The organism is Acaryochloris marina MBIC11017 (assembly GCF_000018105.1).
In the GTDB taxonomy this organism is placed as follows: Bacteria; Cyanobacteriota; Cyanobacteriia; order Thermosynechococcales; family Thermosynechococcaceae; genus Acaryochloris; species Acaryochloris marina.
The window spans coordinates 3,836,322-3,861,582 of the sequence record NC_009925.1 but is presented as its reverse complement, the minus strand read 5'-3'; the positions used below and the strand labels follow the sequence as shown (position 1 = coordinate 3,861,582).

The following is a 25,261-nucleotide window of genomic DNA, read 5'->3' as shown; positions in this document are numbered from 1 at the left end:
CATGCCTGGGGCTATCCCCCAAAGATCATCACAGCAAGAGCGATACCCCCGAGTCCCACCATTAATCCAGCAGGCATCACTTTACGAGTTTTCAGCCACCGAACTAAAAAAACAACGATTAAAAGCGCCGTCACCACCATTGCTAGGGTCAATCCCCAAGCATTTCCTTTCAGTGCCGCCAAGGCTCCTGACAACAGCAACATACCCGAGAAACAGCCCGAAATCAACGAAATCTTACTCCGACTCTTGACATACCCCATAATTCCGCCCAGCAGAGTAAAAAGACCATAGATAAATGCGGCAAGAATGCTAGAAGTCATGATGATTCTCAAATAGGGGGGGCTTGCAACTACTGTCCCATAGTGTGTTCTTAATCGGTATTCCCCCTAGTCGGGAGTTCTATCTCAGGGATAGACTAACAGTATGCGATCGCAACCCTGCCACCATGACTGATCAATCTAGCTCCCATGCGACCTCTTACGAAATTGTTTGCTTAGAGCACCAAGGCAGCTACTTGTACGCCGAAGTGATCCAAACCATCGAAACTCGGCAACGATCTTGGGTGCGACCCCTATTTTTACAACTGACCACCCAGAGTTCAGAACCGGCTTACCCAGCTCAGGGCCTCTTTTCCTTTCGTCTCCAGAACTGTGCAGATTTAGTGTGGCCTTCTCAGTTCTTTCGGCCTGCCATGGACGATGAAGTCCTCCCATTTCTACTACAAATGCATACGGAAAAACCTCAGGATCAAGAAGATCCTAAGGTCGTATCAGAACGCGATCGCAAAGCTCACCAAGCCCTACGTCAGATGATTCAGCAGGTATGGCAAGCTTTTCCTGATGCGTTTGCTAGCGAGTGAAAGAACTGAGTAGGTAGAACCCTAAGCTTTCTTCAGCTTCTTTTGGATAGACTTAACGCGGGATTTGTTGGCCCCTAAATCTGACTTGCCCAAACGAGATGCAGAGCGGACCTGAATCACTTTGGCTCGGTTATCCAGGTAAAACTCTACATCATCCACAAACCCCATCAAACCGCTGGTGAATTCGGCATAAATGTAGTTACGGGTTTCCTGAATAATTTCGGCATTCCCCGTATCAGCCAAGATGGTTTTAAGCTTGGCAAAGGCCTCTTTGGGAGTACCTTCAAAGGTGAGGGGGTCTATCTGATGCCCCGGATCGGGATCTTGGCTGCACACACAGTTCGGTGTGTTAGGACAAGGCGTGAGTTGATTCTTCTTGAGACCTAAGGAGGTGGGCCGTTGCCCAGAAAGTGAAAGCAGGGGCATGATGACGAGAACAATAGAGTTACCGCTTGTATTGTAAAGAATTATTTAGTTTTGTGTAGTCCAACCATCTCAAATATAGGCTCAAACCCTTGAAATAAAAGACTTCCAAAGAGATACACAAGGGAAGATTATTCCCCAGACAAATGCACAATTACTTCCCGGTTTGAACCATGCTGACGATGCTCCCATACATAGATGCCTTGCCAGATTCCTGTGGCTAAACGACCTTGGCGAATCGGGATATATTCTGAGGTGTGGGTCAAAGCCGTACGGATATGAGCTGGCATGTCATCCGGGCCTTCGGTACTGTGTCGATAGTGGGGGCCTTCTGGCACAATTCGCGCTAAAAACGTTTCTAAATCCTGCAAAACATCTGGATCAGCGTTTTCTTGAATCACCAAGCTAGCTGACGTATGGCGAAGAAATAAGGTACAAAGTCCCATGGACATCCCAGATTCAGTAACCACAGCCTGCACTTGCCGGGTGATGTTATGGAAAGATTTTCCTTGGGTTGGAACTTTGAGAAGATGCTGGGAGTGGGTCATAGCTATTCAAGCGCACTGGACGTTAGAACAATACTCAGCCTTGCCTAGAATTTAACTTCCTGCAACTGTTTTCGATCAAAACTCTACTGTCAGTCTGAGGGCTATAAACATCGTGTCCCTGACCACGTAAGAATCAATAGAACAGGGACACTCATGGGGTCTTGAACGGGTCTACAAGATCCGTTACGGAATCAAACTACTTGCTAGGATCTAGTGAGAATAACGATTGACAAGTTTTTGTTGCATTTTCAGAATCTTGGATACTAATGAAACCGCAACAATATCCAACGCAATACCGGCAATCGTTGAAATAATAGCCGCTACTGTTGAAAGTGTTAGGGTCTCTGGATCTTTAGCTCTTAAAGCTGTTTGGATAGATATATTGCCAGCAATGTTAGAGACCAAAAATAAACTCCACCACACACCCACGAGTGCATCATTGGACTGATTTTCCCAGTTCATTGGATCCTGGCTGATTTTCCAAATTTCAACCATTGCCTCACAGGGCTTAAAAAAGCTCAGAATCGGAACAAAATAGAATCCAACTGCCCATCCAGGAGTGAATTGCATATTTTGTGCTCCAAACCCGTGACAGTTCACATTGGCTCGATAGACCCATCTAAGAAATGTGATACCGGTAATAATAAAAGTAATGATAGAAATGATGCCGACTAGCCCTTGTCTAGCATCATTTGCATTAGCCTCTGCTAAACCGACCGGACCTCCGGTCAGCAAGGTTAACTGAGCAATGTCAGATACTACTGCAAGTGCCCCTACACCAACAGAGATCCACAGGAAAACTTTCAAGATCTTGGTCAGAGATGATGGATCTTGTGTGAAGCTGAACGATTGGGTGTCGTCATTCATGGGTTGTGCCAAGTAGAAAAAAGCTTAATCACAACCAGAATACTCCTCAGCTATTGGCAGTATATTGGCGATTTTGTTCAAAAAGCTTATTCATCAAGAATGAGCACTAGTTAAACTGCACCAGTCATCCAGTAAACAACGGACGCTGATGAACGAGGATAGTCAGCACTGGCGAACCCTATTTTCCAACATAAAAGTCATCACTCTTTTGTCAGTGATCAATTTGAGTTCACTTTGTCCTATTCCCTTGGCACATAACACATCCCAGGCCAAAACATCTGGAAGGATCATTGGAGCTTACAATAAATGGGCAACCTTCCCTAATTGAAAATCTCCCTGGCGAGAGCAAGGATTTCACTGAAATTATGACAGCGGAACGCCGTTACCAGAGCCGATTATTTAATCTCATCCTCCAGCAATCCCGAGAGTTGACGGAGCAATGGCAACGGAATTTGCGCCAGGCTAAAGTCACCAGCCTCTGGGGAATGCAGATGGGGTTGTACCCTATCTATTTACTCTTTCAAGTGTCCCGATTCACCCAACAGGCCCTCCGTCAGGGAGATGTGCAAGGCCAGCGATTGTTAAAAGCTGTGGCAGATCCGAGTCAAGATAGCTTGGCGAGCCATGCCGATGGTCCCATTCGCAATGTATTAGCTGCGATTCAGATTGATACTCTCGAACCTGAGCAGGGTGAAGACGCCGAAGATGATGCATGGGCTGAAGAGCCGCAATTCTCCGTCCAGATTGACGGACTCTCTCACCGACGTCCTACGATTCGAGTCCGGTACCAGAAGTGGATCCAACGGTGGGCGGAACGAAACCCTCTCCATAACAAAGCAACGCGTTGGTTGGGCATTACCTCAGAGCCCGCGGTCAAAATTCAGGGAATCGCCTGTGATTTACAATCCACCCATGTCTCCCTGGTGACCCCCGACAATGAGGCTATCGATGTTCTGACTCCGGCCCAGCAACGGGAATTGCACAAGCTGATGGTATGGGAGTTGGCCAATTATCGCCGACAAAAACGCCTCAGCAAAGATTTCCAGCACCTGGCGAAAACCAACTTCCGGCAGTTGCCGATGCCAAAAACGCGATCGCAAATGCTGCCCCCTGTGAGAGCCTTCCGAAAGGCCATGACCTGGATGCAAACAGGACCTATGGCTGCAAAAGTTAATTTATTTCAGGAAGCCTTGGCCTTAACCGGGGATGCAACCTCCTACCCGCTTCCGTTGGCTTTACCTCAGGGATTAGCCGCGACCCTTGATCAGCTGACGCCCAAACTAACTCAAGATGCCATTGAGATGTTAGATGGTGCGATCGCATCATGGGAGACCGCATCGTGGGAAGTCATGGGTCCCACCGCAACAGACCTATCAGACTATGTCGTTCAACATTGGAAACAGCAGCAGGCCCAGCTTCAGCCTAGCCTTAGCATTCTCAGTCAAGACCCGACCTTAGGCGGACAGCCCCCTGAAAATCCAGTTCGGTATGCTGCAACCTGGATTCCCAACACCTTGCGTTCAGCCATGTCGGCCCTCTTGGGACTCCCTCAACCCACCCGTCAGCCCACAACTCAGACTCAACAGGCTGCTCCACCCCACAGCCAGACGTTCTCAAGACTATCTTGGGCTGACCTCTATGGTGGCGAAAAGATTTCTACGGCAGCAACAACAACCTCAACCAGAACAACAACGCCAGGCCCTGGGGTTTCTATCTTGGCAACTGAAGTATCTCCAGGGTTAGAAACGACCGCTTCTCCAGCCACAGCCTATGCCCAAGATGGCTCCATTGAAATTGAGGTAGATGCCGTGATGGTGGGCTACGACAAACACCCTCTAGAACGGATTCTAGCTGGGTTAGATCGCATCACGGCCTGGCTTGAAAGTGCCTTGGAGTGGGCATGGAAGCGACTTCAGCCTGTAATCCAGTCTTATTTCCAAAAAGTTTTGACTCGATTAGATGGCAAGAATTCGATATGATAATAAAGATTAAGTTTTAATTGCTGTCTATTCTACCGGTAAAATAGGTCACTATGGCAATCCTCAAATTCGTTACTTACGCTTGGATTATCTTCGTTATTTCTCTGTTCTTCTTTGGTTTCATTTCGAGTGACACCACTCGCAACCCCAAAGCTTAAGTCAGTTATACCAAGCCACTTTTGGCTCTTTTATAAGATTATCTTTTGTGTGATGTCGGTGGGTGAGTTTTCTTACCCACTGTTTTTTGTATCCATCTCAGCTGAAAATTGAGTTTGACTCCAGGACAAGCATTTAAGTTATATCGAATATCTTGGGCATCCATCGTTGCTTTATTCCTTGATGGACATAATTAAAATTCATAGTTTAAGTGCCTTCTACACCAGATTCTACGGCTGACAGGTCCAACGCCCTTACGGTAGTATCAGAACGAGTGAAAGAGACACACAGCAGACCGTCATAATCGAATTTGGCACTACTTACAGCCAATCTGCACCAACCATCTTTATACCGACACGCTACCCTGTATTCAACCAGTGATTTCAATGAATACAGTCTGCTTATCTGCTAATAGCGTCAGTAAAGTTGATATAGGCTTTTGTCAACTTGATAGGTTGACCCATACCATTTTCTAATTCTGCGAAGAGACTCACCCATGACTTCCCCTAAGGTTACGATTGCACCGGTTACTGCCGTAGATCAGCCCTATGCACTCAAATTAGGCACCAAGCTACTGATTACCCTCACAGTAGAAAATATTGAGAGTCAGGGACAAGACTATCAACTCAAGGGAAGTCAACTGCCTTCAGACTGCTACACATTGGGTGCCCTCGCCATGAGTGCAGATCCGGGCCATCCCAATCAAATTGAGGTATTGATCCACCCTACTGAAGTTGCCGCCATTGGCAAGCATCAACTGAAGCTGCAGTTAGTCTCTTCAGAGGGAGGGATTCTCTGGGAAGACCAAGTCTATCTGCAATTTCTGGTGGCCGATGATATTGAAATCATGCTCACGCCAGATCTGACCTTTGTTAAGGATGGCGTCGGCGTATACCAGCTCTTGATCACTAATACGTCACGATTTGAGAGAGTCTTGACGGTGCAACCCACAGGCTTGCCTGTTCGAAACGGCTTAACCTTCAAGGCAGAGCCTGTCCAGCTGGATCTAGGTCCTGATCAGACTGGCAAAGTAGACCTGATGGTTCAGCCCCGACGATGGTGGCTCAGACCGTGGCTTGGCAAGGGCCGCAAGTTTCAATTTCAAGTGGATTTGCAAGATACCAATGGCATACCACTACCGCAATTACTAGCCCAAGCGGGGTTAGTTTGGCAGCCCTATCCTCGTTCCCATGGCCTCAAACTCCTGGGACTACTGCTATTAGCCCTAGGGACATCTTCTGCCCTGTTGTGGCAGTTTATCTGGCGTCAACCTACTGGACCTGCCATCGCAGCCCTCCGGTCTAGCCAAACGATTGTCCCCCAAACTGGGCAAGAGGATATTCAACTTAGCTGGACTGTCAAGAATAGCCAACAGCTTTCAAAGGTGGTGATTCTGCGGGAACACCAAGGCCAATCTGAAGTGGCCAAGACCTTCCGGTTTGATCAAGGAATTCCCAAGGAATTGCAACGAAGCCCCCTCAATCAAAACTCCAATTTCTGTGAATATGAACAGCCCGAGACAGGGGTTTTAGCATGTACCGGCATTACCACAGGAACCACCAATCCTGGCAAATACCAGTTCAAGGTACAGGCTTTTTCCAGTGATAATGCCAGCGAACCAATCGCAACCCAAACCACAGGTTTAATCGCCTTTAAACCCAAGGCGGTCCCCCTTATTACCCGCTTTTATGCACCAGCGTCTCGGACCAACGCATCGACTTCAGGGCCTGTGGCTGCCGCTACGCCCGGCCCCATTAAGCTGAACTGGGAAATTGCTAATCCTAGCCAACTCACAGAAGTACAAATTATGACCGTGGACGCTAACAACGCTGAGGCGGCTTTGTTACAACGGTATCGTTTAGGCAATGGCAAACTGCCGGAGACCTTGAGCAAATATTGTCGCTTCACACCTACGTTGACCTGTCAGAATGTGCCAACGGCTGCCCGCAAACCTGGACAATATTTTTTCAAGATCACGGCATCTTACCAACAAGAGCAGCAACCGTTCACCTTGTCCAAAACCATTGGGCCAATGAACGTCCAAACGGAAAATCTAAGAATTGCCAGCTTTCTCATTAACGGTCAAAAAGCGCCGGCACAATACGTTTTAAAACCAGGCCAAAACCATGTGAATTTGACTTGGAAAGTAGAGGGGGGCAATAATCCTAGCGTTGCGATTTTACCTAGCCCTGGCAAAATTCCCGTAGCAGGCTCGATGAAGTACCAGCTGAACCCCCAACAACCCGGGGCAATTACCCTACAAGCTACCGATCTAAATGGCAAGCAAGTCCTGAAAACAGTGGCGATTGGAAGCACGGTCGCCAAAGTGCCGACCAACAGACCTAAACCACCCGTTTCCCAGGCAAAGCCCAAGAAAACTGCTCAAGTTAAACCAGCACCACCCCTACCTTTTATCGCTGCATATCCCCCCCCATTTTCTCCTGAACCTGCGGTGCTCCGGCAAAATCCTCTGCCTCCTCTACCGGCCCGACCTACCCCACCTCGAGCAACTCGTCCTCGACGACCAGTTAGCAAGCCTGTAGTCAGCCGCCCCCCTCAACCTCGTCCACGCGTAGCGATTAAAAGTAGCCCCAAGCCAAAATATTCACCGGCTGCTCTGAAGGAAGCTCAGCTGGTCACCCGTGGGTTAGTCGTCGCCCGCCAAAACCGTAAGATTGTGCTCAATGGGTCCACCTGGAATAAAACCCAAGACGCCATTAAGCTCCTCCGTCGAGGCTATAGCCGAGAAGCCGCCGCCAAACGAGCAGGGGTTCCCTTGTGGAAACTCAATGTCTTAGTGTCTCTGGGGCAAAGAACGCGATGAGAGATACAGGTACACTTCCCTTCATGGCCGTTTATTCAGACTTCACCAAGAAGGGCAATCGTTTGCATGGGTGACATCAAACACCCTGTACGTCTTATCGACGTTGCCTGGCCAAAAGGCCTTCCGCTTGCTGAATAAAATCTTCTGCATATTCCCGTTCAGCTGGGGAGGGGTTTAGAGCCAAAGCTTGATTGGCAAAATCAATGGCTTGAGGAATATCTTTGTAGATATTGCCGTGAATTCCAGCCAGGAATAGATATCCTGATGCTTGAGGCCATAATTCCAGTGCTTTCAGCACTCTTTTCTCAGCTTCAGAGACTAGCTCATGCTCTTTACTTGTATTGGCCTGATAATGCTGCTGAGTTGCTTGCTTATACAGTTGAACCGCCTCTTTGAAGTATACAAAGACACGAGAGCGGTGAAATGCATTGAGATCGTCCCATAGGGTGTTCGTCGTCCACCGATCCCCAATGATTTCAAATTGCTGAATCGCTACATCGAATTTTTCTCTCTCTAACGCATCATGGGCGTAGTAATACCTCATGCGCAAGTAATCAGGATATTGGGCAAATATCTCTTGATAGACCGTTTCTATTTCTGACCAGGTAATGGGATGAACTGCATCCTTCTGATCGATCTCTCGGGCTACCAAAAGCAAAACATTCCCTAGCATGGGCTTTTGGGTGGCTTGTCCCTTCTTATGGGCTGCTCTGGCGAACGCCAGCATCTGCTTTTCGCTGCCACCCCATTGGGGATATAGGGTTTGCAGATAAGTCGTGTGCAATCCTGAATGATAGGGATTTGCGTTCAGCCCTTGTTCAAAGAAATATTCTGGAGTGTAGGGATCTAGGTTTGTTCTAGCTGCTAGGTGCAGGAGTTCATTCCAGATATTTGGATCATTTGGATCGAGCTGGCTAGCGGCACTAAAATCACTGGCTGCTGTTTGTAAATAGTAGTGAAATAACTGCCATCCTTCTTCCGTGACTTTGCGGGCAACTTGTCCCGTTCGGAATTTCCAAGCGTATTTTACATGCAATTTCCCTTGGATTAGATAAGGAATATGGGAGTCTGGGTAGGCAGCCATCCATTCCTGTAAAACGGCTGTTTGATGGAGATAGTCTTGCTTGTCTTGCGGCGTATATTCATTTTTGGGATTGGGAAATGCGGAGAGAGCCCCATACAGACGCATCACAAAGTTAGACTTGTGCTCATCCTGGCTTGCAGCTTGTAAATCCTCGTTGACCCGTTTTTCAATTTTGGCAAACGCTTTGTGTTCGTAAAGATCCTGCCGCCATGCCTCGGCATCAGGAATATGTCGGTACCGCTGCAAGTACTGCTCTGGAACTACACCAGGATCTTGAGAGATGGACGCGACAAAAGAAGGCTGAGAAAAAGCAGGACGTTCGATTAACGTGGGTGAGGTCAGAGGGGTAGAGTGACAACTCACTAATAAAGCTGCCACCCCCACGGCCAGGCAGTGATGGAGGGGCTGAACATGACAACGGTTATCTAAAAAGTTCAAGTGATTTTGATCGCGTACTAATCTTAGGATGCCCAGGGAGGGGAGAGTCAGAGGCGATTTTAGGAATCATACTGCTCAGATGATTACCCGTTAAGAGATCTGAGGAGAACCCCATGATGCCTTGAAGGTATCTGCGTACCCCGTAATGGATGCTAGGAGGACTTTTAAGATGGCTGAACCCTTAAGTACCAAATAAAGCGCTACGCTGGATCGAGAGCCAATCATTGCTGGCAGTTCTCTTCAGCTAGCACCATCCTCAGCAGGTAATGTGATGTCCCATCTTTTCTTTGATTCAGAGACCAAAAAGCATAAGTCCTTTGAAATGGCAGGGGCACGGCCTCACTACAATCCCGATCGCCCAGGCCAAGTCGAACATATTTTTCTGGATCTAACCTTAGACATTCCTGGTCAATCCTTTGGTGGCACCTGTCAGATCCGCTTAAACCCGGTGCGCAGTGGGATTAAGACCTTGGTTTTGGATGCGGTGGATTTGCAGATTGAAGGCGTCAAGGTGGGCCGTGCCAAACAGCCCTTTGACTATGACGGTGAGCAGTTACAGATTCATTTGAAACAGCCGACGAGGGCTGGAAAAGTGTTTACGGTTGCGATCTCATACGCCGTACACCAACCTCAACGCGGTCTCTACTTTGTCCAGGCTGATGAACATTACCCCGACAAACCCACCCAGGTTTGGACCCAAGGGGAAGATGAAGACTCCCGGTTTTGGTTTCCCTGCTTTGACTATCCCGGCCAACTCGCCACTTCAGAGATTCGAGTGCGAGTGCCCAAAGCCTATATGGCCATCTCCAATGGAGAGCTAATCGAAACTGAGGTGGACGGTAAGCAAAAAATCTACCACTGGCTTCAGCGAGAAGTTCATCCGACTTACTTAATGACCCTGGCAGTGGGGCAGTTTGCGGAAATTATCGATGAGTGGCAGGGCAAACCTGTCACCTACTATGTCGAAAAAGGGAGGGAAGATCAGGCCAAGCTAACCATGGGCAAAACGCCCCGGATGATCGAATTTTTTAGTGAATACTACGGCTACCCCTACGCCTATCCCAAGTATGCCCAGGTCTGTGTGGATGACTTTATTTTTGGGGGTATGGAAAATACCTCCACCACCCTACTGACCGATCGCTGCTTGTTGGATGAGCGGGCAGCCATCGATAATCGGGCGGCGGAAAGTCTAGTGGCCCATGAATTGGCCCACCAGTGGTTTGGCGATTTAGTCGTGATTAAGCATTGGTCCCATGCCTGGATTAAGGAAGGCATGGCCTCTTACTCCGAGGTGATGTGGACCAACCATGAGTATGGGGCTGAGGATGCCGCCTATTACCGGCTGCGAGAAGCACGCAATTATTTCAATGAGGACAGTACTCGCTATCGTCGCCCCGTCGTCACCCATGTTTATCGAGAAGCGATTGAGCTGTATGACCGCCATCTCTATGAGAAAGGAGCCTGTATCTACCATATGATTCGGGCCGAGTTGGGGGACGAGCTGTTTTGGCGGGCTATCCATACCTTTGTCCAAGACAATGCTCACCAAACCGTAGAAACCATTGATTTACTGCGGGCCATCGAAAAAGCCACCGGTCGCAATCTGCTCTTCTTATTTGATCAGTATGTCTATCGGGGCGGTCACCCCGAATATAAGCTGGGCTATAGCTGGGATGCCGATCATCAGATGGCTAAAGTAACGGTCACTCAAACTCAGGTTGATCCCAAAGATAAAAATAGCGCCAAAGAGCTGTTTGATCTAAATCTGCCCATTGCCTTTGGCTATGACCGAGGTAAACAACCTGTGGAGTTCCAAACCTTTACGGTCCGAGTCCATGAACAGGAGCAGAGCTTTTACTTCGGTCTACCCGAAAAACCCTTATTTATTAGCTTCGATCAAGGCAATCACTATCTCAAGCAGGTCTCCCTTGAATATCCGATGCCTGAACTCAAGGCCCAACTAAAGCAAGACCCCGATCCCCTCTCTCGCATTTATGCCACGCAGTCCTTGGCGAAAAAAGGGGGTTTAGAAGTCGTCAAGAGTTTAGGAGAAGCCCTGACCACCGATGGGTTCTGGGGCGTCCGGGTCGAAGTGGCCAAACAGCTCGCTCAAATCAAGCTTGATCAGGTGCTGCCCGCCCTCAAGCCCGGACTGAAAGATCAGGATGCTAGAGTTCGTCGGGCGGTCGTGGAAGCCATGGCGACCTTTAAAACTGATGAAAGTTACAAAGCCATCAAACCCTTAGCCGAAAAGGGTGACCCCAGTTATTACGTGGAAGCGAGTGCGTTACGAGCCGTGGGTGCGATCGCAGCCTCCACTCTCACCACCAAACCTAAAGAAACTAAAGTCATCAAACTGTTCAAATCAGTCCTTAAAGGCCGGGCAGGCTGGAATGAAGTGGTGCGCTCTGGGGCCATTGGTGCCCTTAGCCAAATGAAAACCTCTACTGCCGCCCTCGATTTAATTTTGGCCTATTCCGAAGCGGGAACACCGCAACCGTTACGCCTTGCTGCCATTCGTGCGTTAGGCAGTATCTCTACTGGCCAATCTCCTGAACAACTGCAGCGCATTTTGGATCGGCTCTCGGTGCTGGTGGGGGAAAGCTTCTTTTTAACCCAAGTGTCGGTGTCTGCTTCCCTGGGACAAATGGAAACGCCAAATGCAATAGCACTCCTCAAAACCTTAGCCAACCAAACCCCCGATGGTCGGGTGCGACGGATGGCCGAAGAATCCATCAAAAAAGTGCAGGCTAGAGTGAAATCCAATCAAGCTCTAAGCACCTTACAGGAAGAAGTTCAGCAACTCCAACAAGCCAATCAAGAGCTAAAAAGTCGGCTGGCCGATCTCGAAGCTAAATCCAAGCCTTCAGAAGCCTAGGCGTTTATTGAAACCGATGCAATTGGCAGAGACCGATCTTTAAGGGGCAAGACCTGCCAAAAAATACAAACCTTTACAATCAAGAGCCCGAAAGCAGGGCTTTACAGGTGATTAGCTTTACAAAGGCCCCTGAAAATTCGACAATAAATCTTGGCAAACCCATTTCTGATGCGCAGAGGACTGTGAATCAATGATCTTAAATTTTAAACGATTTTGTAAATCCCTATTGGCCGTTGCCTTTGCAACTGCCCTTGTTTTGACAAGTTTTAGCACAATTGCCCCTACTGCTTTAGCTGGGTCTAATACTGGAATTGTTATTGCTCAAGCTTCTAAATATACAGAAGGACTACAACCACTGTATGGGCGCCTATCTGAGCTAGAAGGATACGTTTCTGAAGGCGACTGGAACAATGTTCGCACCTTTATCCGTGGTCCCCTTGGTGAGCTCGGTCCCCTCTCTCGTCGTTTGGGTGATTCATTGCCTGCTGCAACACAAAAGAGTGGTCGTCGCACCATCAAATTGTTAGCTGACCACCTCAACAAGCTAGATGCTGCTGCTGCTAAGCGTAATTCCACCACTGCTGCTAAAGAGTATGATGCCGTTGTGTCTGCTTTTGATGCTGTTCTAGGTTTGTCCTAAATCTAGTCGTTCAAGCCAATTGTTGTTAAAGGGTGTCACGCAGCGCTCGCGAAGATCCACAAGCGTATCAATTGCAGGTTACATGCTGAATGATGCGATCGCTGCGATTCACTCTTTTTTTGTACCTATTAATTACAAACCCAGATATGAATGGATTTAATAGGTGCGAAGTCTATCTAGCCTCAAAGCTAGACCAGCGGGAAATCCCAGGCAATTAAACCTGTCCCCGACAACATCCGCATACTAATCACCAGTAATAATCCGGCAAAGATCGTTCGCAGCTTTTCAGGAGCAACGATACCGGCAAATTTAGCCCCTATCGGTGCCCCCAGCATTGTAAACGGGGCCACTAACAATACTGCAGGCCAATAGACATATCCCGTTGACCAGGGAATGGCCGTTTGATTCCCGCTCAATAGCAAAAATGAAAGGGTTCCCACAATGGCGATGGGTAACGTGAAAGAGGCAGACGTCCCACTCGCTTTTTTCATAGGCAGGCCACAATAGAGGAGAAACGGGACACTCAGGGCACCGCCGCCAATCCCCAATACACCTGACTTAAACCCAATCACCATACCTACTGCACTAGTAGGCACGATGCCAGGGGCACCCACCGTTTGCTCTTCTGCGTCCTCAGATTTTTTCTCAAAAAATATTTTGGTAGAAACCACCAACAGAAAGATGCCAAAAATCAACTCTAGAAGTTGGGTTGGCATCCGATTGGCCAGTAAATTACCACTCACCACACCCACAGCAATCCCCGCAATAATGGTGCGAAAAATAGACCATTGAATATGCTCTTGGCGATGGTGTGCCCAGGTCGAAGACGCAGCGGTGCAGATCATAATGCACATAGAGCTACCCGCCGCCATATGCATCAGGGATTCTTGGGGCAGTTGAATCAAATCAAACAGGTAAAACAACCCAGGCACAATCAACATGCCTCCCCCAATTCCCAACAGTCCGGCTAAGGTTCCCGCTGCAATACCCAAGACTGCAAATAGTCCTAAACTGAGTGGATCCATTTTTTTGAGTTGTCCATTGACTGTCCTGTAAACCAGAGCACTATGGACAGACAGGAGGCTACACCTCTCATACACCCTGACGGACTCTCACGCTTACCTACTCACTATAAGACCCCAACTAGCCTTCCCTCAAATGCAGATCCATCAAGACTTCGGATCAGAAGACCGGAAAGGGAACCCTAGATCTGCAGCCTATTGCAAGGTCTGTAATCGCAGGTTGGGCGAACTAAGGTCTAACAATAACGCGATTTATACATACTTTTTATTCACTGAAAAACCATCGTGGGGGATTAATGATTCATTCTAAACTTGCTCAAGTATTGATGGTCACGGCTTTTAGCATGCCAACGGTTAGTCTCGTGGCCGTCCAGCCAGCATCAGCCAATGGCAATAATTATGGTGCGATCGCATACTCTACAGCGACAGGTAGTCATGGATATTCCTATGATTATTCAACTGCTCAGGCGGCCCAAAATGCAGCACTCCGTTACTGTGAAAACTATTCAGGCACAGGAGATTGTAAGTCTCTAGTTGTGTTCCAAAATGCTTGTGGAGCCTTAGCACAGACCCCAGACAATTCTGCAGGTTCAGGTTGGGGGGTCGATCGACCTACTGCTGAATCCTTTGCATTGCAGTCCTGTAGACAATTTGGTCCTAACTGTAAAATTACTCGTTGGGTCTGCACTAGTCGCTAACGCTAAATCACACCAACTAGGCCACCCAAAATCAGGAACGCAACGCTCTCTAAGGCAATTTGCTGCACAATAAGTAGAGAAGCTCGTCAGCCTGATTGAACGTCTTATGCAAGCAGAATATCGCCAACGCCGCCAAAACCTGATGGAAGCCATGGGGTCGGGGGCCGGAATTTTTCGTAGTGCCCCGATGGCGGTGATGCATAGTGATGTGGAATATAACTTCCGACAAGAAAGTGACTTTTTCTACTTGACGGGGTTTAACGAGCCCAATGCAGTGGCCGTGCTAGCTCCCCACCATGAAGAGCACCAGTTTGTGCTGTTTGTGCAACCTAAAGATCCGTTGATGGAGACGTGGACAGGGTATCGAGTAGGGGTCGATCTCGCAAAAGAAGAATATGGGGCCGATGCCGTGTATCCCATTGAGGAGCTGGATGAACATCTACCCCAATATCTAGCAGGTGCCGATCGGATTTACTTTCATCTGGGATTAGATCAGCCCTTTAATCAAACGATTTTGAAGCACTGGCAGCGATCGCTGATCAAAGTCCGCAAGGATGGGTTTGGTCCTGTTGCCCTAGAAGATCCCATGACAGTGCTCCATCCTCAGCGGCTGATTAAAAGTGAGACTGAACTAGATTTGATGCGTAAGGCTATTGATATTTCTGTCGAAGCGCATAATTTAGCCCGAGAAGTCGCCCAACCTGGCCGCTATGAATATGAAATCCAAGCAGAGATGGAACGGTTGTTTCGTTTACGAGGTGGCTTAGGCCCCGCCTATCCTTCCATTGTGGCAGCGGGGGTCAATGGCTGCATTTTGCACTACACGGAAAATACCTGCCAGCTCCAGGAGCAAGATTTACTGTTGATTGATGCAGGCTGCAGTTATCAGTATTACAACGCCGATATTACCCGCACCTTTCCCGTCAGTGGGACATTTACGGCAGAGCAAAAGACCCTGTATGAGTTAGTTTTAGCTGCGCAAGAAGCTGCGATCGCACAAGTGCAACCGGGCAATCCTTACAACGCCTTCCACGACGCAGCGGTCAAAGTCCTGACCCAAGGCTTAGTCGATCTGGGCTTACTCAAAGGCGAGGTCGATAAGCTGATTGAAGAAGAAAAATATAAACCCTTTTACATGCACCGCACAGGCCATTGGTTGGGGCTAGATGTCCATGATGTGGGCGTCTACAAAAAGGATAAGGACACATGGCAGCCATTACAAGCCGGACATGTTGTGACGGTAGAACCTGGCATTTACATCGGTCCCGATATTCAACTAGACGAAGATCAGCCAGAAGTACCCGAGCGATGGCGAGGAATTGGGATTCGCATTGAGGATGATGTGCTGCTCACAGAAACAGGTCATGAGGTTCTCACGGCCGCTGTTCCTAAATCCATTGCCTCCCTTACCCACTAATGGACTCGTTATTGGCGGCTGTCACGGTTCCGTTACTCCGGCGCTGTATCAACCGTTTAACCACAAATTGCACCAAGACTAGGCCAAGAATGTAAGGCAAAAAGACCACAACCCACACCAGAAACCCCAGGATGCCAAAGGTGAGATTGACTACCGCATGGGTAGACTGGGACCAAGCTTCTTGGAGGCGTTCGCCGAGGGAAGCTTGGGGTGGCGTAGTTGCGATCGCAGATTCCAAACTGAGATTCACTGTTGAATAGGCGACTTGTGCCTGTAACCGTTTCACCTGAGCATCGATTTGTTCAATCTGTTGGCGAATTGTTTTCAGCTCTTGCGAAACTTTGAGAACATCCGCCACAGAGCCAGATCGATCCATAATCTTCAACACCACTTCTTCTGACTTGCGAAGATTTTTGAGCCGGGCTTGAAAATCTACCAGTTGAGTAGACACATCTTCCGCTTCAATCGAACGGTTCTGTACCTTGCCAATCTGGGCTAACTGCTCCAGGGTGGCCTCTAATTTAGTCTGGGGGATGCGCAATTCCATAGATGCCTGATGACGCACTGACTCATCTGGAGGCACTTGATCCTGCAGGCCCACCACATCACCTTGTTGTGTTTTGACAATTTTGGCGACTGCCTTGAGGGCCGGGGCTACTTTTTCAACCCGTAGGGTCATATTGGCCCGCTTAATCAGTTGCGGCTCAGCTTTCGGTGGAGCAGCATCCGCAGGTGCAGACACATTATTACTGAGGTCAGCTAACTCTGACTGGGCCGCTTGGGGTGCTTCACCCGACTCCGAAACGGTCTCAGTCATTGGCGTTGAGCAGCTAGCCAAGAGCACAGCTCCGACTACCGTTCCCCACAAAGGTGCAGTAAAGCGTTTGTGTTCTACTGTCATAACCCTGACAAATGTTACATTGCCCTGATTATGGTGGGTTTCAACCTCGCTATTGGGTGAGTTACCATTTATGCAACACCCCCTAACATCCCTAGAAGGAATGTTAAAACTCAAGCGGCGCTCTTAAAACGTCATCAACATGGGTGTGATTTGCATGACGATCAGGGTTACATCATCACCACTTTGGTTGCGCTCACCCATAAAAGCTTGCAAGCGCTCAAATAGGTAATCCAGAATCTCTTGCGGGCCATGGCAGGTGTGGCAAGCTTCTTGAAACACCGCAATTAAGTTCTCTTCATCGAAGCGATCACCATTGGGACCGGCAGCATCCGTAAAGCCATCGGTATAGTAGATAATCGTATCCCCTGGAGAGAGAGTAACCTTATCCTCCTGATACTCGGTATTGGCATCTAGGCCAATCAGCATACCGTCTGTATCTAAACGCTCAATCACATTTTCCCGAGCGCGCCACAGCAACGGCGGATTATGAGCCGCGTTACTAAAGCTTAGTTGACGAGTCTTAGGGTCATATTCTGAATAAAACAGCGTCACAAACCGATTAGAATTTTCTAAATCGGCATACATGACCTGATTGAGATTTTTCAAAATCTCAGCTGGAGAGTGATGATGCAACGCATCTGCCCGCAAAATACCGCGGGTCATGGTCATAATCAGCCCAGCAGGGACGCCTTTACCCATGACATCACCAATGACCAGCCCCCAACGATCGGCCTGGTTGAGGCGATATTGGCGGGAGGTCGGTAACTGTCGATAAATCGGAATAAAGTCGTAATAATCTCCCCCCACCTGATTGGCGGTTTGACAGGTGGCCGCTAGGGCAACACCTTCAATTTTGGGAGAATAGTTGGGTAATAAGCGAGCTTGAATCTCTGCCCCAATCTCTAGCTCACGGGTAATCCGCTCTTGCTTACGGAGTTGGGTGGTCAGGGTGTCATTTTCAATGGCAACCGCCGTTTGATCCGCAACTAATTGAGCCAGCTTTTGCCGCGTTTCAGTCCATTCATAGTCAGGATTGCTGCTAAACAGGTACAGCCGACCGCGCTCATGGAGTTCAAAATTTCGGACTAAAATAGCGGTACTAAACCACTGATAGTTTGTGCCCAAAAGATGGCCCAGCTGTTGTTCTAGAACTAGGTTCGGTTGCTTAGCAGGAGAACCATTAACCGTAAACTGACGGGTCACATTTTCTAGGGCTAAGCGAATATTTCGACATTGCTGTCCTTCGTGGCAGTAAAGCTGCTCTAAAGAGACTTGTCCATTAGGACGAAACAAAATTAAAGCGGCAGCATCCGCATCGGTCACACGGCTAACAATTAGAGGAATTAAGGCGAGGAACTGATTGAGATTATTAAAGCTCCTTAACGAAAAGCTTAGGGAACTCAATAAATCTTGCGCTTTTGCCTGTTCTCGACGGAGATGGGAAACAAGCTCTTGCAGCGCTGTCACAGTTGCCACGTTTGTCGCCACCCCTGGATAGTCTAAATCCAAAGATTGGGAAGGTTGGTTTGGAAGTGGAACTCGAGACATAAAGGCAAATACAAGCCAGTATCGTAGGGGAAAACGAGTGTTGCGTTACTTATTGATAGTTATGCCCAGTAAGCTTAGCACTCTTGTCAACCCTTTGGGCAGTTGCACTCTAACTAAAGAAAAATAGACAAGTACTAGGGATGTAACAGTATACTCCGATACACTTTCTCTTTAGAAGAATAATCTATCTACATTGCTAAACGCTTCTGAAATTGCTGTGAACTGTAGCAATTATCAGGAACCCACCAAGAATAACTGCGAAAATTGTGATACCACTCCTAAAAAGAAAACAACATGACCAATATCAGTTGTTTTCTTCAATCTGGTATAGCGCACTTCTGGTGAGATTGCCAACCATTTTTGAAGGAGCTCTGGCATCAAGATGGGGCAATGAAACTATGAAGCATTTTTTTTATAGATCAAAAAAGACTAGGTGCTCAGGAGTGCCTCGACAAATTCATAGCTAGAAAAGGGGCGCAAGTCCGTAATGCCTTCGCCTGCACCTATAAATCGAATGGGCAGACCTAACTCCTGAACCACCGCTAGAGCAACCCCACCTTTAGCAGAGCCATCCAGTTTGGTCAGTACGACTCCCGTTAATTCAGCCGCCTCGGAAAAGACCTGGGCTTGTCGCAACCCGTTTTGGCCCAAAGTGGCATCCAGCACCAACAGGGACTCGATATGAGCATCTGGGGCTTTCTTGCTGACAATCCGTCGAACTTTGTTGAGTTCATCCATCAGGTTCTTCTTATTCTGGAGGCGCCCGGCTGTGTCCACCAGCAACAGATCAATATTGCGCTTTTGGGCGGCAGTAATGGCATCGAAGACGACAGCAGCAGGGTCTGTATTTTGACCAGGATTCGCAATCACATCGACATTGCTACGCTGTCCCCACACCTTTACTTGTTCGACGGCTGCAGCTCTGAAGGTGTCGGCAGCTGCAATCAGACAGTCGTACCCCGACTCCTTAGAAATATGAGCTAGTTTGCCGATAGTCGTGGTTTTACCGGCGCCGTTGACCCCGGTCATTAACCAGATATTCATTCCCTCCCGTTTGGGGGCAAAGTTAGGACTGTAGTTCTTTTGGGTTGGGGCATCGAGGATATCCTGCATAATCTCTTTGAGATATGCGATCGCAGCATCCGGGGGCAGGGTTTCTTCCCGAACTTTGGTCTGCAAGGCTTCGATTAATTTATCTGTCGCCGAAATCCCCACATCTGCCTGCAGCAATAATGACTCAATTGCCATCACCGCATCGGCATTCAACGGGCCTTGGCCTACCACCGATTTGAGTTGGTTGGCTAAACCCCGTCGTGTTTTGCCTAGTCCTTGGCGCAGCTTTTGCAGCCAGGAAATCTCTTCAACGGAGACTTCTTCAGGACGACGGCCCTGGGCTGCTAATACTTCCGCAGACCATAAAAACCCTTCATCAAACTGCAGATCTGAGGGAGAAGGTTTGGCGGGAGGGGAGGTTTGGCTAGGCGATTCAGTTTTTGCAACCGGTGCTGGAGTTGCTGCAATCGGCTCAGGAGAAGAGGCAACCTCGGGTGCGACTGCATCAATTTCCTCGATTTCAGCCGTGGTGGAGGTGGCCTCTGGAGAAGGCTCAGGGTCAGCTTCTGGGGTGACCTCAGCTACTGCGGAGCTCTCTACCTCGACGTCTGGGGAAACGATTACTTCATCTGTTGAGGTACTTTTAGCATCGACGGCTGGTGCAACGGTCTCAGCAGTAGTTTCTTGCTGTCGCTCTTGGATCTTTTGGAAGGCTGTCTCGGCCCAACTGCGATAATCTTCAGCTTCACTGGTCTCTTCGGCATCGTCGCTATCTTCACTGTCGTCGCTGGGGGCATCTTGCTCCGCTTCCACTGCAGGTGGTGTATCTTGCTCCTCAGCTTCTTCCTTATTAAATTGGCGACGAAACCAATTAAAAACCATGACCTTTTCCTAAACGAAACGATGGGGGCGGATTTGATTTCAACCTACCGCATATTAAGGTACCGCGATCTGACGGGTTACCCGCCGCAAAACACCATTAATAAAGCGATGACCCTCTTCGGCGCTATATTTTTTGGCCAGCTCGACAGATTCGTTAATCGCTACTTGATTGGGAATATCCAAATACTTCATTTCAGCAACGGCCAACCGCAACAAATTGGCATCGATATGGGCTAATCGATGGAGCTGCCAATCTACCAAGGATGTTTCTAGGATTTGGTCAATTTCGTCACGATGATGGTGAACGGCTCCAATTAAGTCGAGGGTGTAGTCTCGGACTGACTGTTGATTGGCCAGCTGGATAAATTCGGGAAAGTCAATCGCTAGCCCTAAGCGGTTGACGGCTGTTTTGGTGAGGTCAATGGCTTCGGTGACCATCGCCCGCGAACTCTGCACATCAATGGCTTTGAGTTCGCTATCGAGGATGCGATCGCTACCCCGTTTTAGTTCAGCACTTGCCGTTTCTAGTGCTTCTTGCACTTCAGCCACCAGGGTCCGTACCGCCGTAATCATCACAGCTTGCAAATCTTGGTTGGCGAGGCGATCGGAATTGCTAGGCAATTGACCAATACTTAAAAGTGCCAATTCACGGGCAATTCGGCGAGGTTGCATGGGGAAATAGGGACGGCTTGCAGAACTCTCTAATCTTAATATCCAGCGTTCAATTTCAGCATTGGCGGCTTACACTATCTCTAGTCGACAGGCTTGAGGTATGCGCAAGTTATATTTTCTGGTTCCAGGGTTAGGCGGTAAGTATGCCTGCGGTGGCCTTTGGGCCGAACTGAAAACCTTGAAATTGGCCCAGCAGATCTGTTCGGCAGAGGTAGTCACCTACAAACAGCGGGAGCCTGACACTCTATTCCTAGCTGATTTACTCAATCAACCCCTCGATCAAGCCATTTTGGTGATTAGCTGGGGCTTCGATGTGGGGCAACTGGCGCAACAGTTAATCGACTATAACGTGATTTACCATGCCCATAGCTCAGGCTATGGCTTTACTCTACCTGCCAGGGTTCCTATTATTACCGTCAGTCGAAATACCTTGGGCTATTGGGGACAGCGATCGCCCCATTCCCTGCTGTACTACTTACCCAACCAAATTTCAGACAATTTTCAGAACTTAAATCTGGACCGGAATATTGATGTATTGGTGCAAGCCCGGAAATCTTCAACTTATCTATTACAGGAGCTGATTCCAGCCTTGCAGCAGGTTTGCAACGTGATGGTGGTCGATAGCTATGTCGAAGATTTATCCAAGCTTTTTAATCGAGCCAAAGTGTATCTCTACGATTCAGCCGAATATTGGGCGCAACAAAAGGTGAGTGAAGGCTTTGGATTACAGCCGATGGAAGCAATGGCCTGTGGCTGTCAGGTGTTTTCAAGTATTAATGGTGGGTTGTCAGATTACTTAGATCCAGGTTTCAACTGTTACAAAATTGCAGGGCACTCCCTCACCTTTGATGTACAGCGGATTCAGCAGGTGTTGCAGTCTGAGCAAGCCGTTGGTTTACCAGAATCGGTCTTAGCCGAATATCGGACGGAGAATATTCTGCACAGGCTGCAGGTAATTCTGACTGAGGTTAACGCATTTTTTGACGCTCAACCCCATCAACAAGCTGGTATTGTGCCTCTCACGCCCATGCGGATCACCCAACTTCGCCTGCAGACGATCTGGCGTAAGCTTCTAAAAAAGGTATCTTGATCGATCGGACCTTTTTAGATGCTTGCAGCGTGATAAGTGTCACTCGCCTTTCAGGCACATATCACTGAAATACTATATAAAACTGCCGATACTATCAATATAGTTTGGCGCAAGTGACATTCCCCCAGGAAGCTTTGCCCACTCTAGGTCTGACGGTGAATGGGAGCGCTGTCAGACCGATTCCCTATTGTGGTTACTTCTATGAAAACAGTTTCCTCTCTGGCCTTGGTTTGGCTGAATGCCTTGGTCGTTGCCTCACCAGCGGCACCTTCGCAACCCTTAGATCTGCCTCATCAACAGGTTAAAGAGACCCCAACTCAGCCCTCTACAACAGCTGAGCAGCTTTTTAAGCAAGGCAATCGTTTAGCCCAAGACGGTAAATTAGCGGCAGCCATAATTGCTTATCGTCAATCTTTGGCGGTGGATACCACCAACTCCCAGGTATATCGTCAGATGGCAGAGGTGTTGGTCCAGCTCCAACGACTGGAAGAGGCCTTGCCAGCACTTCGCCAGGCTCTGGTGCTTGAGACTCAGTTTACGGCCAGAAGCTCGGCATGGTATGACGCTCACGCTCGTACTCAACTGGCCCATCTTCTGACTCAACATCAGGAAGTTGATGCAGCATTGCGGTATCGAAAGCGGGCGATTGCTCTTTACCCAGGAGATGAAACGCTTTATTTCGGCTTAGGCCAAACGTTAGTCGCCAAAGGTGATGCCGAAGCGGCGATGATGGCCTATGTGCAGGGCTATCAACAACAAATTGCGGCCAATGAGATGTCGAACGGTTTAAAGGATTTGGAATCCTCGTATACCGACAGCAAAGCGTTAGCCTGGCGAGGTGTGGGCCATGATTTTGTGGCGCTTGAGCAATACCAGCCCGCTATCCGCGCTTACCAAAAAGCGATTGTCATCCATCCGACGGGCCACATGTACTATTCCCTGGCATCTGCCCAAGAAAAGGCAGGTCAGCTAGCGGCGGCGGCTCAGTCTTACGCACAAGCTGGGGCAACTATGCCCTATCAACATCTTCACATGGGTATCGACGCCTATCGTGCAGCCCTTCGATTACAGCCTGATGACGCTAATATTCATAGCGGTTTGGGGAGAGCATTGCTGGAACATGGAGAGATTCAAGCTGCGATCGCATCCTTCGAACAAGCCCTCTCCCTCAACCCCAATTTGACGGAAGCAAAAGACAATCTAGCCAAAGCCAAATCGCGGTTGTAGCCCGTTCTTTAGCACTCATTTCGCCTTAATCGATTTCATCTCTCCCTGAATTGCCATGAAAAAGAAGACCGCCCTATCCCTTGCTTGTTTAGGTGTATTGTCTATCGGTCTGTTGTATCGTCACCACCTGATTTCAACTCATCCATCACCAGCTCAGCCCGTTGCGGAGACAGCCAAGAACTCTGGCGAACAAGACAATCCAGTAGAGCGATTGTTAGCGAGGACCCAACAAACCCAGGTGTGGGAACAGGCCCTCAAGCTCAACCCTAAAGATGCGGAAGCCCATCATCAGTTGGGCTTGGTTCTGGTGGCTGAAAATCAGGTCGATCAAGCGATTAGTCACTATCAGCAAGCCATCGCCTTAAATCCTCCCAATGTTTCGCGGATCTATCAAAGCTGGGGCAAAGCTCTAGTGAAACAGAACAAGACAGAAGATGCCATTTCAACCTTTCGCCAGGGCATCATGAAAAGCTATCCTGAGGCCCCCAAAGGGATGCAGGAAGCAGAGGTCCATTTTCGACTCGGACTAGCGTTGGAGACTGAAGGACGGCTGTCTGAAGCGATCAAAGCTTATCGCCAAGCTATTACAGAAAAGCCAGATTGGAAGATTTATGAATATTTAGGGAATGCCTTGGTCAAACATGACCAACTAGATGAGGCACTAACTGCTTTTCGTCACACTTGGTTCAAGTCCAAATCCAATTCAGGTTTCTCTCACCGATTGCTGGGTGATGCTTTGGTTCGCGCAAACCGCGTAGATGAAGCACTAGCAGCCTACCGTACAGGGGTTAAAACCGATAGCCAATACCTGAACCACAAAGAGAATGAAGCTTATGCCTATCAAAAGTTAGCATTCAGTCTCAACTCATTAAATCGTATCGAACCAGCAAAATCAGCCTTTCGCAAATCTCTCGAACTTACAGACCCTATCGGTCCAAGACCGATTGCTCTAGGCTTTATCCAATTCTTAGTGGATCACAACCAAGTGGAGGAAGCTAAGGCAATATCGAGGCAGTACTTGCAATCAGAGGGGCCATTTCAAAAAATTTATGTCAAGCATTTGCTTGAACAAGCTAAGAAACACATTCAAGCTAATCAATTAGCTAAGGCTGAAAGCAATTGCCAACAAGCCAAAGAACTTCTAACCGATCTACAGGTTCAATCCTCACCTTGGCATAAAGAAGAACAAGATAGAAATCTGGCAAACACATGGTCTTGCCTAGGTCAGGTTCAATTCAAGAAAGGTCAAGTCAAAGTAGCCTTAACCAGTTTTCAGCAGGAATATCAACTCAATAAATATGCCAACAGGGACATTGCCAAGACCTTAGTCAAGTTACAGCGCCCTAGAGAAGCCTTGGACATATTGCGGCAAAACTCCAACAAAGAAGTACATGCTTATACTCAGTTGGGACGGTTACTACTGGCCAACCAACAACCTACATTAGCCGCTCAATATTGCCGCCAAGGGTTGGCCATTGACGCCCAGAATTCTGCTGCCCATCACTGTTTAGCCACCGCTACGGACAATCCGACAGACATCACAGCTGCTTCTCAATTCTTTCAACAGCAAAGTCAGGCTATCCCTCCCCAAGTCATCCAAGCTGCCTATCGGGCTAATCGAGTGGGGAATGATGCAATGACCTACACCATTCATAAGGATGCAATTGGAGCCAACCCTATTGATGTCAAACGAGCACAGGAAATCAGTCCAAATTTAGCCGACTTATATGTTTATCAATCCTGGGGAGATGTGCTGGTTCTCCAGGAGAAACCCAAAGAGACGATTGAAGCGTATCACCAAACCCTACGGCTCCTCCCAGAAACAGCGCCAACCCATACCAGTCTGGGGAAAGTGTTAATGCAACAGCAGCAATACGGGGGTGCGATCGCAGCCTATCGTCGCGCCATCCAGCTCTATCCCTATGAAGCTCAGTCTTATGTGAACCTTAGCAAAGCCTTACAAACAGTGGGCCAAACAGAAACGGCAGATCTAGCCTTACAGCAAGCTGTGCAATTAGGGTGGCACGAAACGGATTCAGTCAAGGGTCAATAATC

General features: G+C 48.4%; 21 protein-coding genes. 11 read left to right on the top strand and 10 right to left on the bottom strand.

The window, feature by feature from the left end; translation table 11 throughout:
- Window positions 1-11: 11 nt before the first annotated feature.
- Window positions 12-320: a TMEM14 family protein gene (locus AM1_RS17260; RefSeq protein WP_012164168.1), complete on the bottom strand. Its 309-nt coding sequence runs from the start codon at window positions 318-320 to the stop codon at window positions 12-14.
- Between the two features lie 125 nt (window positions 321-445).
- On the opposite strand from AM1_RS17260, the gene AM1_RS17255 reads away from it, so the two are divergent.
- Window positions 446-859 carry a hypothetical protein gene (locus AM1_RS17255; RefSeq protein WP_010475854.1) on the top strand — a complete coding sequence of 138 codons (414 nt, stop codon included), beginning with the start codon at window positions 446-448 and terminating at the stop codon, window positions 857-859.
- A 21-nt stretch (window positions 860-880) separates the two neighbouring features.
- Here the strand turns inward: AM1_RS17255 and AM1_RS17250 are convergent, their stop codons facing one another.
- The 3 genes from AM1_RS17250 to AM1_RS17240 all read right to left on the bottom strand — a co-directional run bounded on the left by AM1_RS17250 (window position 881) and on the right by AM1_RS17240 (window position 2,697).
- Window positions 881-1,285: a DUF1499 domain-containing protein gene (locus AM1_RS17250; RefSeq protein ID WP_012164166.1), complete on the bottom strand. Its 405-nt coding sequence runs from the start codon at window positions 1,283-1,285 to the stop codon at window positions 881-883.
- 128 nt (window positions 1,286-1,413) lie between these two features.
- Complete coding sequence (locus AM1_RS17245) at window positions 1,414-1,830, bottom strand: secondary thiamine-phosphate synthase enzyme YjbQ (protein ID WP_012164165.1); 417 nt, start codon at window positions 1,828-1,830, stop codon at window positions 1,414-1,416.
- Window positions 1,831-2,040: 210 nt separating this feature from the next.
- Entirely contained in the window at window positions 2,041-2,697 is a 657-nt protein-coding gene (locus tag AM1_RS17240) for a DUF4328 domain-containing protein (RefSeq protein WP_041659922.1), read from the bottom strand.
- A gap of 365 nt (window positions 2,698-3,062) precedes the next feature.
- Between AM1_RS17240 and AM1_RS17235 the strand changes: the two genes are divergently transcribed.
- The 3 genes from AM1_RS17235 (at window position 3,063) to AM1_RS17230 (ending at window position 7,656) form a co-directional block, all read left to right on the top strand.
- A complete protein-coding gene (locus tag AM1_RS17235; RefSeq protein WP_012164161.1) occupies window positions 3,063-4,676 on the top strand; it encodes a hypothetical protein in 1,614 nt (537 codons plus the stop codon).
- 53 nt (window positions 4,677-4,729) lie between these two features.
- Complete coding sequence (locus tag AM1_RS38745; protein ID WP_010475848.1) at window positions 4,730-4,834, top strand: photosystem II reaction center protein I; 105 nt, start codon at window positions 4,730-4,732, stop codon at window positions 4,832-4,834.
- Window positions 4,835-5,328: 494 nt separating this feature from the next.
- Window positions 5,329-7,656, top strand: a complete 2,328-nt coding sequence (locus AM1_RS17230) for a COG1470 family protein (RefSeq protein ID WP_012164160.1) — start codon at window positions 5,329-5,331, stop codon at window positions 7,654-7,656.
- A 94-nt stretch (window positions 7,657-7,750) separates the two neighbouring features.
- Here AM1_RS17230 and AM1_RS17225 read toward each other — a convergent pair whose 3' ends face one another.
- Window positions 7,751-9,178 carry a DUF4034 domain-containing protein gene (locus AM1_RS17225; protein WP_012164159.1) on the bottom strand — a complete coding sequence of 476 codons (1,428 nt, stop codon included), beginning with the start codon at window positions 9,176-9,178 and terminating at the stop codon, window positions 7,751-7,753.
- Window positions 9,179-9,449: 271 nt separating this feature from the next.
- Between AM1_RS17225 and AM1_RS17220 the strand changes: the two genes are divergently transcribed.
- Together AM1_RS17220 and psbQ are read left to right on the top strand one after the other, a co-directional pair.
- Window positions 9,450-12,056 (top strand): M1 family metallopeptidase, encoded by a 2,607-nt coding sequence (locus tag AM1_RS17220; protein ID WP_012164158.1) that lies wholly within the window; start codon window positions 9,450-9,452, stop codon window positions 12,054-12,056.
- Between the two features lie 190 nt (window positions 12,057-12,246).
- The gene (psbQ, locus tag AM1_RS17215; RefSeq protein ID WP_012164157.1) at window positions 12,247-12,696 is read left to right on the top strand and encodes a photosystem II protein PsbQ; all 450 of its coding nucleotides are present in this window, start codon (window positions 12,247-12,249) and stop codon (window positions 12,694-12,696) included.
- A gap of 188 nt (window positions 12,697-12,884) precedes the next feature.
- On the opposite strand, the gene AM1_RS17210 is transcribed toward psbQ, so the two are convergent.
- Window positions 12,885-13,721, bottom strand: coding sequence for a sulfite exporter TauE/SafE family protein (locus AM1_RS17210; protein WP_012164155.1), 837 nt, complete (start codon window positions 13,719-13,721; stop codon window positions 12,885-12,887).
- A gap of 293 nt (window positions 13,722-14,014) precedes the next feature.
- On the opposite strand from AM1_RS17210, the gene AM1_RS17205 reads away from it, so the two are divergent.
- Window positions 14,015-14,416 (top strand): DUF4189 domain-containing protein, encoded by a 402-nt coding sequence (locus AM1_RS17205; protein ID WP_012164154.1) that lies wholly within the window; start codon window positions 14,015-14,017, stop codon window positions 14,414-14,416.
- Window positions 14,417-14,522: 106 nt separating this feature from the next.
- Window positions 14,523-15,833, top strand: coding sequence for an aminopeptidase P N-terminal domain-containing protein (locus tag AM1_RS17200; RefSeq protein WP_012164153.1), 1,311 nt, complete (start codon window positions 14,523-14,525; stop codon window positions 15,831-15,833).
- Here AM1_RS17200 and AM1_RS17195 read toward each other — a convergent pair.
- From AM1_RS17195 to nusB, 4 genes are all read right to left on the bottom strand, one after another.
- Entirely contained in the window at window positions 15,823-16,734 is a 912-nt protein-coding gene (locus tag AM1_RS17195) for a DUF4349 domain-containing protein (protein ID WP_012164152.1), read from the bottom strand. The two genes, AM1_RS17200 and AM1_RS17195, sit on opposite strands and share 11 nt — an antisense overlap.
- Window positions 16,735-16,857: 123 nt before the next feature.
- On the bottom strand, window positions 16,858-18,282 hold the full coding sequence (locus AM1_RS17190; protein WP_012164151.1) for a PP2C family protein-serine/threonine phosphatase: 1,425 nt from the start codon (window positions 18,280-18,282) through the stop codon (window positions 16,858-16,860).
- Between the two features lie 429 nt (window positions 18,283-18,711).
- Window positions 18,712-20,217, bottom strand: coding sequence for a signal recognition particle-docking protein FtsY (gene ftsY, locus AM1_RS17185; RefSeq protein ID WP_012164149.1), 1,506 nt, complete (start codon window positions 20,215-20,217; stop codon window positions 18,712-18,714).
- A 54-nt stretch (window positions 20,218-20,271) separates the two neighbouring features.
- Complete coding sequence (nusB, locus tag AM1_RS17180; protein WP_012164148.1) at window positions 20,272-20,889, bottom strand: transcription antitermination factor NusB; 618 nt, start codon at window positions 20,887-20,889, stop codon at window positions 20,272-20,274.
- A gap of 100 nt (window positions 20,890-20,989) precedes the next feature.
- Between nusB and AM1_RS17175 the strand changes: the two genes are divergently transcribed.
- The 3 genes from AM1_RS17175 (at window position 20,990) to AM1_RS17165 (ending at window position 25,259) form a co-directional block, all read left to right on the top strand.
- Window positions 20,990-21,979 carry a glycosyltransferase gene (locus AM1_RS17175; protein WP_012164147.1) on the top strand — a complete coding sequence of 330 codons (990 nt, stop codon included), beginning with the start codon at window positions 20,990-20,992 and terminating at the stop codon, window positions 21,977-21,979.
- 201 nt (window positions 21,980-22,180) lie between these two features.
- Window positions 22,181-23,206 carry a tetratricopeptide repeat protein gene (locus tag AM1_RS17170; RefSeq protein WP_012164146.1) on the top strand — a complete coding sequence of 342 codons (1,026 nt, stop codon included), beginning with the start codon at window positions 22,181-22,183 and terminating at the stop codon, window positions 23,204-23,206.
- A 55-nt stretch (window positions 23,207-23,261) separates the two neighbouring features.
- Window positions 23,262-25,259 carry a tetratricopeptide repeat protein gene (locus AM1_RS17165; protein ID WP_012164145.1) on the top strand — a complete coding sequence of 666 codons (1,998 nt, stop codon included), beginning with the start codon at window positions 23,262-23,264 and terminating at the stop codon, window positions 25,257-25,259.
- Window positions 25,260-25,261: the final 2 nt, after the last annotated feature.